The following is a 15,606-nucleotide window of genomic DNA, read 5'->3' as shown; positions in this document are numbered from 1 at the left end:
CAGATGATTGCTTTATATTGTTAAAGAACGTTTTGAGTCGCTTTAGCGTCTCAAGGGATGCGAATAATACACCCTTTATTTTTTGAGTCAACACTTTGTTTTAAATTTTCTTTTGGAAGATTTAAAACCGAAGTTTTATTTAACTCTCTGAGTAGTTCGTGCCTCGCTATGCGTTGGCCTTTCCCGTCTCAGTGGGGTCGCATTATAGGGAGATCCGAAAACAGATCAACCCTTTTTTTAGATCTTTTTACTGTTCGAACAAAAATAGAACAAAACCACGTAAAACCACATGAAAACCCGTCTAAGATGATGCTTTTTTATGCTCTTATTTATTATTTAATACAAATATCATTGCTATGTTTGATTTAGGCGTTAAGATAGCAAGTTCACAATGTTAAATTAATGTTTATTTCCTGTTTATTGGTAGATCTAAAATGAAATTACCCGATCAAAAATCTTTTATCTTCTCTGTTATTCTTGCTGTAGTTGGTTTTGTTGTTGTTGAGTTTGCTTTAGGCGGCTTAGCTTTAAACCCTGCATTACTATTTGGTGCTGGTTTATTAATAGGTGCGATTGCTATTGCTGCAATATCATCTGATGTGACTGAAGAAGCTGAAGTTAAAACAAAAACGCTTTATGTTGGTAACCTTCCTTATCGTGCAAACGAAGGTGTGGTTCGTGCATTATTTGAAGAACAAGGCAAAGTATTCAATGTTCGTTTATTAAAGGATAAGAATACTGGCAAACGTCGTGGCTTTGGTTTTGTTGAAATGGCGCAAGCTGATGCAGACAATGCAATTGCTAACTTGAACGATAGCGAGTTCCAACAACGTACTTTAAAGGTACGTGAAGCAAAACAAAAACAAGAAGATGATTCTAATGCTCTACGTACTGAGACGGATCAGTCAGTGTAACTAGCTTTACCGCTAGCTTATTGCTAAACACATCAGCCGTTGCATAATATTGCAGCGGCTTTTTTATGTCTGTTTGTTTATCCACACATAAGTTAAGTTGGTTAAGTAGGAAGTTGACTCTATTTGCTATCGCTACACCTGAATCAAGTAATTTTACATTCCCTTCAAAATACTGACTAATCGGCTCTGCTAATATCGGAAAGTGCGTACACCCTAGTACAAGTACATCTATTGTTTTATCTATATGTAGTTCATCAAGTACTTGATACAACTTATTTGTATCTAAAGAGCCTGTAAAAAAGCATTCCTCAGCTAACGTTACTAATTCAACACTGCTATACAGATTAACGATCACATTACGTGCATGTTCAGCAATTAATGTTTTTGTGTATGAACTGGCGACCGTTGCCGGTGTGGCTAACAAGCCAATATGATTTGAGCGTGTTAATTCTGCCGCAGGCTTTATTGCTGGCACAACACCTACAATAGGAATATCCGTAATTTGGCGAACAGCGCTGAGTGCAGATGTAGAAGCTGTATTACACGCTATTACAATTAAATCGACGTTAAGCGTGTTGGCTTTGATGAAATGAATAAGTGAACATAACCGGTTAATTATAGTTTGTTGGGATTGAGCACCATAAGGTAGTAATGCATTATCCATAAAATAGCTGTACTGAGCATTGGGGATACTTTGCTTGATATGTTCAAGTACAGTAGTTCCACCAATACCTGAATCAAAGACCATTATATGCGCTGACAAACTACCGTTCCTACTTTACTTTAAGAACGGCAGTTTGCCATGAGGTTTTTATAAAAGAAAGTAGTTTAACTTTGCGTGGCTTCTAAATCAGTAAGCCTGTTGGCTGCTGAATTTAACTGATTAAGGTTTTCGAACATAGACTTTGTATAATCTACTAACTTATCTATTTGTTCCTGATCTTGATTTAACCATTGGAGAATGCCAGCTAGCTGATTTTGTAATCCAAGCTCACCCGCTTTTTCAAAAGCATTTTTAAGGTCGTCATTAAAAGGGGCTAAACCCTCTGCTACTTGTTTTTCTGGTGCTGGTTTATATTCTTCATAGCTTTTAACTGTTGCTATTGTTTTTGTTTGGCGTAAATCCATAGAAAAAGCCACCAGCTGATCGCTGTCTAAACTCAGCTCTTGCGCTTGTTCAAATGCTTCATCTAAATCACCACCAAAAAAGGTTTTACTTAAATCTTGTAAGTCTTCCATCATCGCATTAATAGCTTCTTGCTCTTGCTCGTTTAAGTCACCATTTACCGACATCGAAAATGATACCTGTCGAGATTGCGATGATGAGCTTGCAAACGACTCACTATTACTATTTTGCTGATAGCCACTTGCCGATTGAGATTCAAATGCATCAGCAAAGCTAATACTTACCTCATCGCCTTCTGCGGTAGTAAATTTATACTCTGCATTACTCGTCATACTGACGTATTGGGCCTGGCTTATATTTACGCTGGCAGGTTGTGGGTTAAATAACGACTCTTCAAACTTATCCAGCCCATTGTAAATTCCCTCTTTGGACTTATTAATGCCCTCTTCCATGTCATCATTAAATACGCCTGTACCTTTGAGTTCATCAACAGCGTCGTCTATCCCTATTTGGACGCCTTTGCGCGCATCGCCTAACATATCTTTGAGCTTTTCGTCATCAGCGCCGTTAGCTTTTGCTTTATTAACAGCACTACTTACAAAATCGAGTACGTTTTTTACTATTTCATCAAAATCAAATAGTGGTTTATCTGCTTTTTTTTCTGCGATAGGCAATCCAAGCTGCTCAGCCATTTTATCGCCAAGCACGTTTGCGGCCAACTCTCGGCCTCGTTGTTGATAGCTATCTTGAGGAGACGTAATTGTAGGTTGCTGTATATCAGCTTTATTATTGAATTTATTGATGTTGTTGTTTGGCGTAAAGCCATAATTACCTATTTTCATGATTCGTCTCCTAAGCGTGCGTAGTTTATTATCGGCTACAACAACAAAAACTAAAGTACAATGTTCAATAAAACAGCATAAATGCTAGCCAAAACTAGACAAATACGCAGCGCTCCCTACAATAGCGCCGATAAACAGATCTTAGATAAGGTAGTAGCGTTAATGGCAGTTATTAAAATAGATACCACACAGTACCAAGCGCAGTTAAGTGAAAAAGAGCAGCGTATTAGTGCGCAGTTTCAACGTTTTGGTGTGGAGCAATTAGAAGTATTTAGCTCAGAGCCAACTAACTACCGCCAACGTGCTGAATTTAGAGTATGGCACGACGGTGATGATCTGTTTCACATTATGTTTGATCAACGAACAAAAGAAAAAATCCGTGTTGATACATTTGATCCAGCAGCGCCTCTAGTAGGTGAAATAATGCAGGTGATGATTGAAAATCTTAAGCCTTGTGAAATATTACGCCGTAAGTTATTTCAAATCGATTACCTATCAACGCTAAGCGGTGAAATTTTAGTAAGCTTGCTTTATCACAAACCACTGGATGATGAATGGTTAAGTGAAATTAAAGCACTGAAAGAAAAGCTTAGCAGTAAATACAAAATTGACTTTATAGGCCGTGCTCGTAAACAAAAAGAAGTACTAGGTGATGACTTTGTAACTGAACGTTTAACAGTTAATGGGCAAGAGCTTATTTATCAACAAGTAGAAAATAGCTTTACTCAGCCTAATGCAAAAGTAAATATTAATATGCTGGAGTGGGCACAAGATTTATGTAAACCACTTAAAAATGATTTACTAGAACTGTATTGTGGTAACGGTAACTTTTCAATTGCATTAGCAGGTTCTTTTAATAAAGTATTAGCTACGGAAATATCAAAATCATCTGTTCATTCTGCTCAATACAACATTGCTAAAAACAACGTAGAAAACTTAGATATTATTCGTATGTCGAGTGAAGAGTTTACTCAAGCAATGAATGGCGAGCGTACTTTTTCGCGTTTAGAAGGGATTGATTTAAAAAGCTATGACTGCCAAACCATATTAGTTGATCCACCACGCGCGGGCATGGATGAATTAACGTGTGACTTAGTAGCTAACTACGAAAGCATAATTTATATATCGTGCAACCCTGAAACTCTTGAGCGTGACCTTGATCACTTAACACGTACGCATAACGTTAAGCGCTTTGCTATATTTGATCAGTTCCCATATACACATCACATTGAGTCGGGTGTTTTCTTACAGCGCAAATAACCAGCCAAAATTAAAGTGCCAGTACTTTTATAAGTGCTGGTATTTGCTCTTCACTAAATACTTGAATACCATTTTTTATTAATAATGCTGTAGTTAAACCTAGCTCTTCGATTTTTACTCCGTGATGCTTTCCATCATATATTGTATTTCGTCCGCAAGAAGGGCTCGATTCTTTAAGTAGAGCAAAACGAACTTGATTCTTTTTACAGAGTTCTAGCGCTATATTAGCTCCAGTTTGAAACTGTTCTGTTACATCTTCTCCTAAATTAGTAACTACACTCCCCTGTATTATTTCAGCAGGAGCTCTAGGAGTAGGAAGCCCACCAGCGACCTCAGGACAAAACACAATTAACCTATTTTGTTTTTGCCACAAATTAAGCGGTGGATGCAAAATTGCGTGTCCTCTGCCATCGTAGCGAACAGGCTGCCCTAGCAAACAACTCGATACTAATATTTTTTCCATCGCTATATCCTTATAAAACAAAAAAAGCTCCTTAAGGAGCTTTTTTTGTTTTAGCTAAAGTTACTTGTTAGCTAAGTAATTTATTAATTTGCTAATGTCTTCAGGTTTAGTAATACCCGACTCACGACCTAGGTTTAATTTGTACTTACCATTTACAATAAAGGTAGGTACGCCACGAAGTGCGCCTTTTTCTTTAAAGTAGTCTTGATCGCGTTTCATTTTAGAGCTCAGCGTACGTACCGAGAAGCTTTTAAACAGCTTATCAAACTTATCACCATCAACGCCCTGCGCTACAAATATATCTTTTACATCTGCAAGCTCATTAAATTTAGCGCGCTTTGTATGGATATGATTAAAGATTGCAGAAATAATCTGATCTTTTTGTGGAAGCACTTCAGCTGTCGCCAGAGCTTGGCTCATCATCTGTTGGTTTTCTGGGTCACGTACACCTACAAAATCAACATGGCTCTTTTTAAATTTAACGTTTTTATCAAGCTTAGGCTTAAACTCACCAATTAGTGCTTCCATGTTATTACATGCAGGGCAGTAAAATGAGAAGAACTCTTTAACCTCTGGCTTTTTAGTTGCACGCTCAGAAACTACGTCGTAATGCACGCCTTCTTCATACGTTGCTGCAAAGCTTGTTGCTGCCATAGGAAGTAATATTGCAAGCAAACCTGCTTTAACTAATTTAATCATTATTATACTCCGAAATTTATAGTGCTAATAAAAACGCTACTAACTCATCAAGTTCTTTTTGATTTTTGATGGTGTTGAGGTTTATTTTATATTTATCGTTAACAATAAAAGTAGGTACACCTGTAAGTGCGCCTAATTTTGAATATTTATTCTGTTTGTTTTGCATTGCTTGCTCAGCTGAAATAACAGGCATGCTTGCAATCTCTTGATCAAACGTTGCGCTATCAATACCATTTACTTCAAGTAATTTTTTAACGTCTTTCATTTCAGTTAATGGTGCACGTTGAACATGGATACTTTTAAAAATTTGATCGCTAATGCTTTGCGCCTGACCATGCTGCTTAGCAATTAAGTAGGCAAAGCTTAAATTACTTTGTGCTTGTGGCGACACGCCACCTAAAAAGTTAACGTGGTTTTTAATAAACTCAGCGCCTTCTGGCAAGCCTTTTTCAATTGCTTTTGCTACTGGTTCAAACTTAAAGCAATGTGGACAGTAAAATGAGAAAAACTCGGTTACTTGCGGTGACTTGCTTTTGTCTACATCTATAACAGTGTATTGATTATCAACTTCAAACTGTGCAGCAAGTGCTGCAAATGGTAAACATAAAAGTAATAAACTCAGTTTTAATTTTTTAAGCATTTGTATCTCGTTGTACTTGTCTTTAAATAAAATATTACGGCAATAACTTTAACGGTGCTTCTTGCAATGCTGCAAGCTGCTCTTTCAGTGCTAAAATTTGTTGCTCCCAGTATTTGTCATCAGCAAACCATGTAAAGTTCCGCACAAAAGCAGGATCACTCCATCGTTTAGCTACCCATCCCATATAATGGATAATACGCATTGCTCGCAGCGGTTCAATTAATTTGAGTTGAGAGTGATCAAAATCACAAAACTCTTCATACGCATTTACAAGGGTGTCTAACTGTAACAGTTGCGTCGCTCTATCGCCACTGAGCATCATCCATAAATCTTGGATTGCAGGACCTTGGCGGCTGTCATCTAAATCAACAAACATTAGCGCATCACCTGCCCATAAAATATTACCAACGTGGCAGTCACCATGTAAGCGAATACTTTGCACATCTTTATACTGTTTTTGCGCCTGCTCTATCACTAAATCTAAAATAGTATAAAAGGCAGTATTTATTCCCATGGGCACTAAGTTACTTTTTTGAAGATGAACTTTGGCTGTATGCAAATACTCCTCGCAGGTAACTGTTGGCCTATAAGTAAAAGGTTTTGTTTTAGCTACTTGGTGCATTCGGCCAATTAATCGCCCCATTACATCAAGCTGATCTAAATTATCAACCTCAAATAAACGCCCGCCTACACTTGGAAACAACACAAACAAATACCCTTCGTGTTCAAACAAGCTTTGCCCATTATATAAAATAGGGGCAACAACGGGTACTTCTGCATCCGCTAGTTCAAATGCAAAGTCATGCTCTTCTTGAATTTGCTCTTTACTCCAGCGCTCTGGGCGATAAAACTTCACTACGTAACGCAGGCCATCATCCGCTTTAAATTGGTACACTCTGTTTTCATAGCTATTGAGCGCTAATAAACCAGATTCGGCGTATACACCTACGCTTTCTATTGCATCGAGTATTAGATCAGGTGTTAAGTCAATAAAACTAAATTTACTCATACTCTTCTTATATAAAATAAAAGCGGGTTATATACCCGCTTTTGTTAATTGCTATATCAACTTACCTAATTAAGGTAAGTTGCGATTATCGCGCTTTAAAAAAGTTACTCGACTGCGATATTGTCTCATCCGGCTCATCTACCGGTGAAAGCACAAAGTTAAACTCAGTCATCGGCGCCTTCAAATCATAAGGGTCCATTACAAGTGACAATGGTACGTTATGAGATTCCCCTGCCTGCACAGTAAATGACTGCTTACCAATATACTTAAAGTTATCTAACCCTTGTACTTTAATATTAAAGGTTTGCTCGTACTGCGCTTTATTAATTACCTTTAATGTATAGGTGTTCTCTACTAAACCATCAAAATCGACACGATATAATTGGTTTCGGTCACGAATAATATCAAAGTCCATTGTTTTACGCAGTGCTATATTAGCGACAAGCGCTCCCGTAAGCACAACAAGTATGACCGTGTAACCAATAATTTTAGCTCGCAGTGGATTTGTTTTATTTTCTGGGGTTTCGAGATTTCGCTCTGTCGTATATGAAATAAGCCCACGCGGGTATTCCATTTTATCCATTACGCCATCACACGCATCAATACATGCACCACAGTTGATACACTCAGCTTGTAGCCCATTTCTAATATCAATACCTGTTGGGCACACTTGAACGCACAAGTTACAGTCTATACAGTCGCCTAGTTCTAAATCTTTATGATCTACTTTACGTGAACGAGGACCACGGCTTTCACCTCGGCTTTCGTCGTACGTTACGGTGTATGTGTCTTTATCAAACATAGCTGATTGAAAACGAGAGTAAGGACAGATGTGTAAACACATAATTTCTCGCATCCAACCGGCATTACCATAAGTACACGCTGCAAAGAAAATAATACTGACTAGTGCATAACCGCCTACATCAAACGTTACAAAGTCAGGGAGTAACTCCCTTATTGGCGTAAAATAACCCACAAAAGAAATTGCGGTATACAACGAAAACAATACCCAACTAGTATGCTTTGCCGTCTTACGCCAAAACTTATCAAAATTCATGGGTCGTTGATCGAGTTTTTTACGTTGATTAGCCGTGCCTTCAAGCTTTTCTTCGAACCAAATAAAAATAAAAGTCCAAACAGTTTGCGGACATGTATAGCCACACCACACCCGTCCATAGAAGGTGGTCACTAAAAACAACGCAAATGCTGCCAACATAAAGATAAACGCTAATATAGTAAAATCTTGAGGCCATAGCGTTAAACCAAAAATATTGTATTTTTGACCAATTAGATCAAACAGCACAGCTTGCTGGCCATTAAAATTAATCCAAGGTAGTAACATAAACGCAAGCAGGCCTAAAAAGCCAATGCGCTGTCTAAGTAATTGATGTAGGCCTTTTACAGCACGCACATAAATACGATTTCGGGGATTGAACCTATCATCTTGACGGCTTAAATCCGGTTTTTGGATTTTCACCTCTACAGGGATATTCTTTACTTTAATTTGCTTGTCCATCGAAGTTCCTCAACGCCGCTTGGAAATAAAAATCCAGCAATACTCAAGTACTCTATACTTAAAGTTAGCAAGTTACTTGCTAGGCATATTTACTTTAATAAATTGCCTTCTCGAATACTTTCAGATATTTCAGAAATATCTGACTGCTGTTAACCATTATAACAATGTTGGTTAAAATTACTGGCATAGATTGCTAATAATTTATTCATCCCAGTTACTTGCTTTTAAAATGCAGTTTATTACACTGCATGGTAATTCAACCCTACTTAGATCAAGGTTTACGTATCCATGAAAAAATTTATTATTTTGGTAGTTGTGATCCTTGCCTTTTTTACAATCGATCACCCACTTATAAAAGAACCTCGCGAAAGGTTACTAGGTGAAGGCATTGGCTTTTTAAGTGATGCAAGCAAGGTCAACAGAAGCCCCGCTGCAAATATGGCGAAAAATAGGATCAGCAGTCAACTTAAACTATCTGAATCTGAAGGTGAGTATGTAGAAAAAACGTTTACAACAGATGACTCTGTTCAGTTATTTCACCTACGCTATTGTCGTGAGCGTGACTTAAACCTTTATTTTTATGACGACCGTTTAAATACGGTATGTAAAATAGTGACTGAAGCATTAGAGCAAAAGCGAGCAAAGTAGTGGATTTTTCAGGATTAAATAAAAAAGCAAGCGACTCATTTCATAAGCAGCGCAATATGCTCAAGCAATTAGCGCAAGGCAAAACATTAAAGTGTGAGAAGTGTAATGGGGTTTTAACACTTGATTTAGCCACCAGCGAGCCTGGTAAAGGCATAGTAAAGTGCAAACAAGGCTGTACGGATATTATATTAGAGCTAGGCACTTAGATTAAACTAAGCGCCTAGTATTAATAATTACTCTTCCCAACTCTCGTCGGTTATCAAGCCGCTATTAATTGCGACCACTTCAATTAGTTCAGCAAACCCTAATGCAAAGTCACCCATAGATTCATACTGATACTGACACAAAGCTTCTATTGTCATGTTATTTTGTTTGGCAATCTGAGCTATTGCTAGTTGGTCGAGTGCAAAAAAGCTTAGTGTGCTTAACGCACTTTCTAGTGCTTGTTTAAAATCAACGTCTAATTGCGGTGCATTTAACAAAGGTTCTGCATAAGCTTTCGTTGCAACTAAGAAGCCTTTACTCCACGACTTACAAAATTCAGCATCAAATGTGTCTGGTAATTTATATCCAGTTTCGAACACCTGCTCACTAATTTTGTGATAAAGCGCCATAAACAAAAAAAGCATTTCTTCATCTAAATCATTAGCTGTGTTTGGCAATATCTGCTCAAGCCACTCATGTACATCTAATGGGTTAGGCGAACAAATTACACCAAATAAATAGCCTTGGCTTTGTACAAGGGTCATTGCTTGAGATTGGGTATTTAAAAATGAGCTGAGCTGCTTTGCGTGCAACTCAGTAAATTGGGGTATTTGCATTAAAACTCTTTATATTAAAACATTAAAAGTTGAGCGGGTAGCGACCTTGGTTATCTGGTCGGCCTAAAAACTTAACCGCATCATGTACATCTTTAGGTAAGCTGGCATCTGGTTTTACATAACCTGCCACTCTAAAGTCGAAATTAGCTTTGAGTGTAGCATCTGCCTCAAGGCCAAGCGTATTATCTGGGTCAATTAATATAGCAACATCACCCGACTTACAGCTTAACTTACCAGCTAGAGGTCCAATATTAAACCATCCATTTAAACCTTGAACATCAATATTAGGGCTCGCTATTTCACCTTTTAGTGAATCACAATAAGGTGCGCCTGAGCTGTATTCATCAAGTTCTAAAATCACACGCCCTTTAGCGGTAACAGGCAGAGGAAGTTGCACACGTTGCATTGCACGCTCTACAGTGGAGCGTACTAGGGCATCAGTCACTATTACTTTTTTATTAAAAAACCCATAACTTACATCTGCGTAACCCGAAATATCACTGCGTTCTCGTGGGTTACCAAATTTTATGTTCGCATTTAGTTTGCCCGTAAATAATTTCCAGCCTGCAATATCCCAGCGCACATTATTTAACTGTTCACCATCAAAACGAACTTGCATCATTTGACCTTGCCAAACAGTGCCTACAGTTTGGCCTACTTCTAATTGCTTTGGAAAATACGGCTTTGCTATATCTAGTGCAATATGTGCTGGTAATTTAATAATATAAAACACAATAAAACTAATTAAAAAGACAGCCGATAACGTTATTATTTTTTTCATTAATTAATTCTCTAATACTAAACGGCTTACGCGCACATAGCCTGATTTATCATCGCGACTTAAATCTAAATTTTCAATTTTTAAACCATGCTGGTTTACTAGCTCATCTAGCCATTCTATTAACTGATTAAACTCTACTGAGTCGAGCGTTAAACGAAGAGAATCACTACTGGGCTGCATTTTACTAATATTGATCTTATAGCGTCCACGAGTAGAGTTTACCACTTGGCTTAAGTTTGTATTGCTAGCAACACTGGTGTTGCCTGCAGCCTTTAGCTTAACAATACTGTCATCAACCCAAGCTAATAGCTCTTGTTGTTTAATTTGAGATTGCTGTGCTTTTTCTATCGCGTTATTTAATGGCCTAAATATTCCCATTACTAAAACAAAAATAATAAACACGCCACCAGCGACCATTACCAATTGTTGTTCTTGCTCTTTAAGCGAACGCCACTGTTTCATTAACTGCTTTTTCATACTGCACCTCGCAGTTTAATTTCGCCTACGACATAATCACCGTCATTATTTAAAGACCCTTGCTCAACAGTTAAACCTTGCTTTTCAAGTATGATTTTTACTTTACCAAAAGTTTGGAAGTCTTTAGCCCGTGCACGAATTCGCAGCTCATTGCGACGTTTGTCATAACGAAGTGTTTCAGGTGTAAATTCGCTGACTTGCGAAAACACATCAACCAAATTAGTCGTTAAGTCTAAAAAGCCGGATTCACTTGAGCCTTGTATTTTATCTAACGCGCCTTTAATTTGGCTTTTAATTAGATTAGGGCGAACTTTAGTTCCCGGAAATGCTTTTTGATATCTGTCGACTACTTGAGCTTTAGCTACTTCCACTTGTGTATTAAGTTGGTGTAACTCAATAGCTTTTATTGTAATTGTAGAAACCAATGCAACACTTGCTATAATTGCGGCGCCTTTCCAGTAACCCCACCACAAAGCGCTTTGTTTTTTAAGCTGATACATACCTTGGCGTAAGTTAAAATTAACGCTATCTAACTGTTTTGCAAATAATGCTAGAGGTAAATCGTAATCGCTTGTTTGGGCTTGTAAGTTAACGCTTTCAGGAAACTGATTAGCAGGGCTAAAATGTTTAATGTCGGGGTTACCCATGGCTGATAAATAGCCATTCAACCAACTAGATTCAACCGCACTAATATGCCATTGCCCTTGCTTAAACAACCATTGGTTGTTGAGCTCAATAGCAGTTACGGCACCATCATCTGCAAGCGGTAACAACAAAGCATCGGGTAATATTCTGTATACTGATAGATTATGCTCAGCAAATAATGCGAGCCATTGTTCAAACCATTCACGGTCTGTCATTGCTACACGAATTGCATGTTGCTCACCAAGCATTGTCGGCTGCGCTACAGCTATAAACAGTTCATCTACGTCACATGCTATATCTTCTTCAAGCATGTATGGCAATGCTTGCTCAAGCTTGCGATTCCATTTTGTTGGCAAAGCGACCGTTTTTAATTGCACTTGGTCACTGGGTAATAACACGACAACTTCTCGGGTAAATGCTTTTTCGCTTAGCTCACTTAAATGCTCTGCATTTGGTAACTCGCCACTGGCTATTATTTCTTGTTCTTGTGGTGAGTAAATTAACCAGTTAAGTAATTCTTGTTCGGTTTGACCCGTGCGGATCAACAGTATTTCTGTCACTGTACGCCTCCAAATTTTCGCGCCAGTATCGTTACGTCGCCATCTTTAGCGTGCAGTAATGTGGTCATCGAAAAACGCAGGTCGACAAAGTTTGCCTGCGTTTGTAATTTAAAATATTCGCTTTTAATACTAAATAGACTTTTTATTGAGTCAGTATTAGTACCGCCTTGCTGCTTCACCTGTTCAAAAAATTCATCAATGGTGTCAAAGCCAGTTTGCGGTCTTGCGCCTAACACCGCTTCTGCGCCAGATAAGCTTAAGCTTTCTATCAAGGCACTGAGTATGAGCGCTTGCTCTGGCAATAATGTATTTACGTTAATTGATAAAAGCGTACTGCCTGGTATTACACATACATATGGCAATACTTTTTCCATCACTAATGGATTAAAGCCCTTAACTAAACGCAGCTCCGATGTTGAGGCAAATAAACTATTGGCTGTCATATACGGAAAATCTCGTGATAAGTACTCGTCTTCTTCTGCGCCTGAGCGATATGTAATACTGTTCTCATCAAGCCAATCAAATACACTATCTGCCATCGTCTCTTCTGATTCGTCAGCAGGTAAATCTTCAATGTTTTCAAGTAATGCAAAGAGTGCTTTGTGTGCAGGGTTTGTTTTACTTGCGCTATTTTCTTCTGGCGCTATGGCTAAAGCATTTAAATTTAGACATGCTTGTAAATCTGTAATTTTGCCACTTAACGTGCCGTTATCAACAGGGTATGAAGCATCTCCTTGAGTTGCCCACACTTGATCGAGTGTTGTTTTATCTGCATCATCTTTTTTACTTTGTATTAGCCCTTTAATAGCAAGCTCTTCTGCACCGTAGGCGTACCATTTAGCTTGTTGGTGACCTTGCAAGTTTGTACTTTTTTGCACTTGAACCATTAAATTAGCACTCATTTCTACTGCTAAAATAGCCGCTAATGCCACAATAAACAAAACAATAACAAGTGCTGCGCCGCGCGATGATTGCTGCTTAACCATTATTCACATCCGTAGTTTGTGTAGCAACAACTTTGCCTTGCCCAGGAACTAAAAATACACGACGAATTGGCTCTGCTTCTATTTGTTGCAACGTAACAGCAACCGCTTTAGGGAGAGCTTTAATTTCCCACTGTTCTTGCCATTCGTTTTTATCATCCAAAAACTCAAACTTAAGTTCTTCAACATTTTCTAGTACACGTTGAACTCGCGGTTCCATATTATCAAGCTGATCAACATAAACCCGATAAACACGCTCAAGGTTATCGTCTATCACTCTATAACCAACGGCTTGTAGTTCTGAACGTGGCAATAAATTAATTGGATTTATCCAGCCATCTCGTACAAACGCAATACCATCGTATTGGCTTTCTAAAACGTAACGACCAGCAAGTAAATATTGTTCTTGAACATCACCCGACTCATTGCGAACTGAGCGTTTGGTCATTTGGCTAAAATCTTGATCCATTAATCTAAATGTTGTTTGCAATCCATTTAGCTCAGCAATCTTTTCATCGGAGGCATCTTTTGCTCTTGTTGTCGTCTCGAGTATTTGATGAGTAGCAATAATAACAAAAGCTAAAATACCCAGTGCAACCATAACTTCAAGTAATGTAAACCCGCGCTGCTTCACTTACTTTTTGCCTTTATTTAAATACGTTGATAACTCATATGCTGAATGCTCATATTTTTCATCCGTAAAAACATTTATGGTTAGTTTTACAAAGCTTTTGTCAGCAGTGGCTGTAACTTCTTGCTGCCAAAACCATTCAACACCGCCCATTACTTCGCTGCCTTTAAGGTTATTTTTACCTTGCCATTGTTCGCCTTTAGTACGCTGTTCAATAATAACGTTTTCGGCGACCCAAGATGCATAGGTTTGCTCTTCAATAGTCGTTAAGTGGTGTATATGCTCGCTTGTTGCTTGCATTGCAGCTATACCCGCCATGGCACAAATACTTAATGCCACTAACACCTCTAATAAGGTAAACCCTTTAGTGCGCTTCATTATTCTGGCTCTCGGCGAAAGTTTACTGGTGCAGTAAATTCACCTTCAATGTAATACACAGGCTCGCTTTGCTCTTTTAACTCTAATATAAGTTGAAACGCGCTTACCTCACCTGATGACAAAATAAGTACTTGTGGGATTTTTAACTTTTTAAGCTCAAGTAAACTGTCTTCATCGCCGCCACTCATAAGCTCGCGCCAGTTAGATTGCTCTAAGAGGTTATCTTGCGCCCACGCTAAATCTTCTAAGTTAAGCGTGAGCTTTAATCTTTCATCTAATTCTATTGGTTTAAAAAGATCTTCACGGTCAAAAGTAATCCATTTTTCACCATCGAAAACTAAATACTCTAATGTATTTTCTTCTACTAATAAGCCCAATTCAACTTGGTTTAAAATAGCAAATTCCGATGCCATATTAATGGTGGTATGCAGCCTTAGTGCTTGAGTATCTAACTCCTCCTCAGCACCGCCTTCTAAGCTATATACCACCATTTTGGTGGCAAAAGCGATGATCACTAATACCACTAAAATTTCTATTAAACTAAAGCCTCTGCTTTTTGCATGGCGCTGCTTAAGGCTTGCTGTCATAGCAAGCCTCTAGCATTAACATGTTCATACAGAACGGTGTACTTAGGCATTATTGTTTTTCTTCGTCCCAGTTACCGATATCGTCATCAGTACCTGCTTCACCGTCTGGGCCCATAGAAAAAATATCAAACTTGCCAATTTCACCTGGGCTAATTAACTGATAAGTATTACCCCAAGGATCTTCTGGTAATTCATTAATAAAGCCACCATCAGGGAAACGTTTTGGAAGCGGTTCAATGCTTGTTTGGGTAACTAGCGCTTCAAGACCTTGCTCTGTGCTTGGGTAGCTCTTATTTTTAAGCTTGTATAAGCTCATTGCATCTTCTAATTGCTGGATATCTAGATGTGCTTTATCAATAGCAGCCTCTTCTTGCTGACCCATAATGTTAGGTGCAACAATTGACATAATCATCCCGATGATAACCAGTACCACCATCACTTCTAGTAAAGAAAAACCTGATTGTTTATTCACGTAATTACCTCATTATTCTAAAAACATTAAGTAAAAATGGTTTAGGTAAAACCACTAATATATTTAAAAATTTATTCTAACTTAAAGTCCAACAGCTTTATTCATCGCCATTATTGGCTGCAATATTGCCATTACTATAAATAATACAATAACC

The 15,606-nt window shown here is 38.2% G+C and carries 20 protein-coding genes; 4 read left to right on the top strand and 16 right to left on the bottom strand.

Features of this window, described 5'->3' with window-relative positions; genetic code table 11:
- Positions 1 to 434: 434 nt before the first annotated feature.
- On the top strand, positions 435 to 914 hold the full coding sequence (locus L652_RS0101080) for an RNA-binding protein (RefSeq protein WP_024596401.1): 480 nt from the start codon (positions 435 to 437) through the stop codon (positions 912 to 914).
- Here the strand turns inward: L652_RS0101080 and murI are convergent.
- Together murI and L652_RS0101070 are read right to left on the bottom strand one after the other, a co-directional pair.
- On the bottom strand, positions 877 to 1,677 hold the full coding sequence (gene murI, locus L652_RS0101075; RefSeq protein WP_024596400.1) for a glutamate racemase: 801 nt from the start codon (positions 1,675 to 1,677) through the stop codon (positions 877 to 879). The genes L652_RS0101080 and murI overlap by 38 nt on opposite strands.
- 65 nt (positions 1,678 to 1,742) lie before the next feature.
- The gene (locus L652_RS0101070; protein WP_024596399.1) at positions 1,743 to 2,882 is read right to left on the bottom strand and encodes a DUF5610 domain-containing protein; all 1,140 of its coding nucleotides are present in this window, start codon (positions 2,880 to 2,882) and stop codon (positions 1,743 to 1,745) included.
- Between the two features lie 162 nt (positions 2,883 to 3,044).
- Here L652_RS0101070 and trmA point away from each other — a divergent pair, with 162 nt between their 5' ends.
- A complete protein-coding gene (trmA, locus tag L652_RS0101065) occupies positions 3,045 to 4,142 on the top strand; it encodes a tRNA (uridine(54)-C5)-methyltransferase TrmA (protein WP_024596398.1) in 1,098 nt (365 codons plus the stop codon).
- A gap of 10 nt (positions 4,143 to 4,152) precedes the next feature.
- Here the strand turns inward: trmA and L652_RS0101060 are convergent, their stop codons facing one another.
- The 5 genes from L652_RS0101060 to ccoG form a co-directional block, all read right to left on the bottom strand.
- On the bottom strand, positions 4,153 to 4,605 hold the full coding sequence (locus tag L652_RS0101060) for a DUF523 domain-containing protein (RefSeq protein ID WP_024596397.1): 453 nt from the start codon (positions 4,603 to 4,605) through the stop codon (positions 4,153 to 4,155).
- A 60-nt stretch (positions 4,606 to 4,665) separates the two neighbouring features.
- The gene (locus tag L652_RS0101055) at positions 4,666 to 5,304 is read right to left on the bottom strand and encodes a thiol:disulfide interchange protein DsbA/DsbL (protein ID WP_002962055.1); all 639 of its coding nucleotides are present in this window, start codon (positions 5,302 to 5,304) and stop codon (positions 4,666 to 4,668) included.
- Between the two features lie 16 nt (positions 5,305 to 5,320).
- The gene (locus L652_RS0101050) at positions 5,321 to 5,944 is read right to left on the bottom strand and encodes a thiol:disulfide interchange protein DsbA/DsbL (RefSeq protein WP_002962054.1); all 624 of its coding nucleotides are present in this window, start codon (positions 5,942 to 5,944) and stop codon (positions 5,321 to 5,323) included.
- A gap of 34 nt (positions 5,945 to 5,978) precedes the next feature.
- Positions 5,979 to 6,953, bottom strand: coding sequence for a serine/threonine protein kinase (locus L652_RS0101045; protein WP_024596396.1), 975 nt, complete (start codon positions 6,951 to 6,953; stop codon positions 5,979 to 5,981).
- A gap of 85 nt (positions 6,954 to 7,038) precedes the next feature.
- Positions 7,039 to 8,469 carry a cytochrome c oxidase accessory protein CcoG gene (gene ccoG, locus L652_RS0101040; RefSeq protein ID WP_002962052.1) on the bottom strand — a complete coding sequence of 477 codons (1,431 nt, stop codon included), beginning with the start codon at positions 8,467 to 8,469 and terminating at the stop codon, positions 7,039 to 7,041.
- Between the two features lie 288 nt (positions 8,470 to 8,757).
- On the opposite strand from ccoG, the gene L652_RS0101035 reads away from it, so the two are divergent.
- Together L652_RS0101035 and L652_RS0101030 are read left to right on the top strand one after the other, a co-directional pair.
- Entirely contained in the window at positions 8,758 to 9,117 is a 360-nt protein-coding gene (locus L652_RS0101035; protein ID WP_002962051.1) for a hypothetical protein, read from the top strand.
- Positions 9,117 to 9,323: a hypothetical protein gene (locus L652_RS0101030; protein WP_002962050.1), complete on the top strand. Its 207-nt coding sequence runs from the start codon at positions 9,117 to 9,119 to the stop codon at positions 9,321 to 9,323. Before L652_RS0101035 ends, L652_RS0101030 begins: the two co-directional genes overlap by 1 nt.
- Positions 9,324 to 9,350: 27 nt before the next feature.
- Here the strand turns inward: L652_RS0101030 and L652_RS0101025 are convergent, their stop codons facing one another.
- The 9 genes from L652_RS0101025 to gspG are packed head-to-tail and all read right to left on the bottom strand — an operon-like array spanning position 9,351 to position 15,452.
- Entirely contained in the window at positions 9,351 to 9,938 is a 588-nt protein-coding gene (locus L652_RS0101025) for a UPF0149 family protein (protein ID WP_024596395.1), read from the bottom strand.
- Positions 9,939 to 9,960: 22 nt separating this feature from the next.
- Positions 9,961 to 10,719, bottom strand: coding sequence for a type II secretion system protein N (locus L652_RS0101020; RefSeq protein WP_024596394.1), 759 nt, complete (start codon positions 10,717 to 10,719; stop codon positions 9,961 to 9,963).
- 3 nt (positions 10,720 to 10,722) lie between these two features.
- On the bottom strand, positions 10,723 to 11,196 hold the full coding sequence (locus L652_RS0101015) for a type II secretion system protein M (RefSeq protein WP_024596393.1): 474 nt from the start codon (positions 11,194 to 11,196) through the stop codon (positions 10,723 to 10,725).
- Complete coding sequence (gspL, locus tag L652_RS0101010; RefSeq protein ID WP_024596392.1) at positions 11,193 to 12,401, bottom strand: type II secretion system protein GspL; 1,209 nt, start codon at positions 12,399 to 12,401, stop codon at positions 11,193 to 11,195. The genes L652_RS0101015 and gspL overlap by 4 nt, the downstream gene beginning before the upstream one ends.
- Entirely contained in the window at positions 12,398 to 13,387 is a 990-nt protein-coding gene (gspK, locus tag L652_RS0101005) for a type II secretion system minor pseudopilin GspK (protein ID WP_024596391.1), read from the bottom strand. Before gspK ends, gspL begins: the two co-directional genes overlap by 4 nt.
- Positions 13,380 to 14,018, bottom strand: coding sequence for a type II secretion system minor pseudopilin GspJ (gene gspJ / locus L652_RS0101000; RefSeq protein ID WP_024596390.1), 639 nt, complete (start codon positions 14,016 to 14,018; stop codon positions 13,380 to 13,382). The genes gspK and gspJ overlap by 8 nt, the downstream gene beginning before the upstream one ends.
- Positions 14,019 to 14,393 carry a type II secretion system minor pseudopilin GspI gene (gene gspI / locus L652_RS0100995; RefSeq protein ID WP_002962039.1) on the bottom strand — a complete coding sequence of 125 codons (375 nt, stop codon included), beginning with the start codon at positions 14,391 to 14,393 and terminating at the stop codon, positions 14,019 to 14,021.
- Positions 14,393 to 14,980 (bottom strand): prepilin-type N-terminal cleavage/methylation domain-containing protein, encoded by a 588-nt coding sequence (locus tag L652_RS0100990; protein ID WP_024596389.1) that lies wholly within the window; start codon positions 14,978 to 14,980, stop codon positions 14,393 to 14,395. Before L652_RS0100990 ends, gspI begins: the two co-directional genes overlap by 1 nt.
- 49 nt (positions 14,981 to 15,029) lie before the next feature.
- Positions 15,030 to 15,452: a type II secretion system major pseudopilin GspG gene (gene gspG / locus L652_RS0100985; RefSeq protein ID WP_024596388.1), complete on the bottom strand. Its 423-nt coding sequence runs from the start codon at positions 15,450 to 15,452 to the stop codon at positions 15,030 to 15,032.
- Between the last annotated feature and the right edge of the window lie 154 nt (positions 15,453 to 15,606).

It is taken from the genome of Pseudoalteromonas sp. TB25 (genome assembly GCF_000497995.1).
Lineage (GTDB): Bacteria > Pseudomonadota > Gammaproteobacteria > Enterobacterales > Alteromonadaceae > Pseudoalteromonas > Pseudoalteromonas distincta.
This window is presented reverse-complemented; position numbering and strand designations above follow the sequence as displayed.

Excerpts from the sequence above, each read along its gene's own strand:
- L652_RS0100990 (WP_024596389.1), bottom strand. The coding sequence starts at position 14,980 with ATGACAGCAAGCCTTAAGCAGCGCCATGCAAAAAGCAGAGGCTTTAGT.
- L652_RS0101070 (WP_024596399.1), bottom strand. The coding sequence starts at position 2,882 with ATGAAAATAGGTAATTATGGCTTTACGCCAAACAACAACATCAATAAA.
- gspK (WP_024596391.1), bottom strand. The coding sequence starts at position 13,387 with ATGGTTAAGCAGCAATCATCGCGCGGCGCAGCACTTGTTATTGTTTTG.
- L652_RS0101035 (WP_002962051.1), top strand. The coding sequence starts at position 8,758 with ATGAAAAAATTTATTATTTTGGTAGTTGTGATCCTTGCCTTTTTTACA.
- L652_RS0101020 (WP_024596394.1), bottom strand. The coding sequence starts at position 10,719 with ATGAAAAAAATAATAACGTTATCGGCTGTCTTTTTAATTAGTTTTATT.
- gspI (WP_002962039.1), bottom strand. The coding sequence starts at position 14,393 with ATGAAGCGCACTAAAGGGTTTACCTTATTAGAGGTGTTAGTGGCATTA.
- L652_RS0101045 (WP_024596396.1), bottom strand. The coding sequence starts at position 6,953 with ATGAGTAAATTTAGTTTTATTGACTTAACACCTGATCTAATACTCGAT.
- L652_RS0101015 (WP_024596393.1), bottom strand. The coding sequence starts at position 11,196 with ATGAAAAAGCAGTTAATGAAACAGTGGCGTTCGCTTAAAGAGCAAGAA.
- L652_RS0101055 (WP_002962055.1), bottom strand. The coding sequence starts at position 5,304 with ATGATTAAATTAGTTAAAGCAGGTTTGCTTGCAATATTACTTCCTATG.
- L652_RS0101050 (WP_002962054.1), bottom strand. The coding sequence starts at position 5,944 with ATGCTTAAAAAATTAAAACTGAGTTTATTACTTTTATGTTTACCATTT.
- L652_RS0101080 (WP_024596401.1), top strand. The coding sequence starts at position 435 with ATGAAATTACCCGATCAAAAATCTTTTATCTTCTCTGTTATTCTTGCT.
- ccoG (WP_002962052.1), bottom strand. The coding sequence starts at position 8,469 with ATGGACAAGCAAATTAAAGTAAAGAATATCCCTGTAGAGGTGAAAATC.
- L652_RS0101025 (WP_024596395.1), bottom strand. The coding sequence starts at position 9,938 with ATGCAAATACCCCAATTTACTGAGTTGCACGCAAAGCAGCTCAGCTCA.
- L652_RS0101060 (WP_024596397.1), bottom strand. The coding sequence starts at position 4,605 with ATGGAAAAAATATTAGTATCGAGTTGTTTGCTAGGGCAGCCTGTTCGC.
- trmA (WP_024596398.1), top strand. The coding sequence starts at position 3,045 with ATGGCAGTTATTAAAATAGATACCACACAGTACCAAGCGCAGTTAAGT.